Annotated in this window: 2 protein-coding genes; both read left to right on the top strand. The window is 38.5% G+C overall.

All coding sequences use genetic code 11. The features are described 5' to 3' along the window. The first annotated feature begins 127 nt into the window (after positions 1-127). Positions 128-460, top strand: a complete 333-nt coding sequence (locus QUA07_RS29940; RefSeq protein WP_333332890.1) for a hypothetical protein — start codon at positions 128-130, stop codon at positions 458-460. Further along, a complete protein-coding gene (locus QUA07_RS29935) occupies positions 373-1,014 on the top strand; it encodes an IS630 family transposase (protein WP_333332887.1) in 642 nt (213 codons plus the stop codon). The genes QUA07_RS29940 and QUA07_RS29935 overlap by 88 nt, the downstream gene beginning before the upstream one ends. Positions 1,015-1,031 lie beyond the last annotated feature (17 nt).

Raw genomic sequence — 1,031 nt, 5'->3', positions numbered from 1 at the left:
TACAGCGGTTCCCGCTGTTATGAGGTACAATCAATAATAATGAAATATCATTGTGTAATCAAACCTAATGAAAGCATATTCACTCGATCTTAGAGAAAAAATAGTGACAGCACATCTAGTAAGAAAAATGTCTATTAGGAAAGTAGCAGCCCAATTTGGTGTCACTAAAAGTCTAGTTCAAAAACTGATCAAGCAACAACAAACTGAGGGAAATTTAAAACCCAAACAAAGAGGAAAACCGCAATTCAGCCATCTGACTTCTACATCTGAAGAAGTCAGAGCACTGGTGGCAGAGCATCCCGATGCTACTTTGCTTGAGTTCTGTGAATTATTTGCAGAAAAGACCGGAAATTGGGTGAGTCGGGCAGCAATGTGTCGCTGCTTACAAAAATTAGAGCTAAATCGCAAAAAAAAACATGGTACAGTAGTCAAGCTGCGACTGAAAGAGTCCAAAAATTGAGAGTAGAGTATTGGGAGAAAATTAAGGATATCAAGCCAAAAAACCTAGTGTTTTTGGATGAAACAGGTATTCTATTGGGTTTAGCCAGAACTCATTCTCGTTCACCACGGGGAACAAGAGTTGCCGATATCAAACCATTTTATCGAGGGGCAAAGGTCACAGCTATTGGCGCAATTAGTATGAACAAAGTGCTAGCATTGATGACAATGAATGATTCAATGAATGGACAAGCATTTGCCGTATTTATTGAGAAATTTTTATGCCCTGAATTATGGAAAGGAGCAGTAGTAGTTATGGATAATTTACCCGCCCATAAATTAGCATCAATTGTGCCAATGATTGAAGCTGTCGGTGCGAGTGTTATCTGCTTATCTCCATATTCTCCAGATTTTAACCCCATTGAACTTTGGTGGTCACAACTCAAATCTTTTTTACGAAGTTTTGTTCCAACTACCACATCAATGGTTGATAAAATTATTGCAGTTGCCCTCAAGTTAATGAACCCTAAACATTTAAGAAATTGGTTTGCTAATTGCTGCTACTGTACCTCATAACAGCGGGAAACGCTGTA

Origin of the sequence: Microcoleus sp. T3_A4, assembly GCF_036700465.1 — a bacterium.
Taxonomy (GTDB): domain Bacteria; phylum Cyanobacteriota; class Cyanobacteriia; order Cyanobacteriales; family Microcoleaceae; genus Microcoleus.
The sequence above is the reverse complement of the archived record's forward strand: the minus strand, read 5'-3'. Positions and strand labels throughout refer to the sequence as shown.